Origin of the sequence: Neorhizobium fuzhouense (assembly GCF_042611105.1) — a bacterium.
Classification (GTDB): Bacteria; Pseudomonadota; Alphaproteobacteria; order Rhizobiales; family Rhizobiaceae; genus Neorhizobium; species Neorhizobium galegae_A.
On sequence record NZ_JBHFFP010000004.1, the window covers coordinates 187800 to 188007 of the forward strand.

Consider the following 208-nt stretch of genomic DNA (forward strand, 5'->3'; position numbering starts at 1 on the left):
GACACGACGGCAGCCTGCTCCTCGTGAAGAGCCGTCAAGCCTTCGAGCAGGTTCTTTCTTGCCATCCTGTTGTCCCCTTTCTTCTCTATCCCGCTGAATATTCTTCAGAAATTATCCATTTTGTCGCCCGACAAGTCATCGTCCCCAGGAGCGGTGGATGAGATCGGCGATCTCGCGGTTCACCGCATCCAGAGACTCGATCACCCGG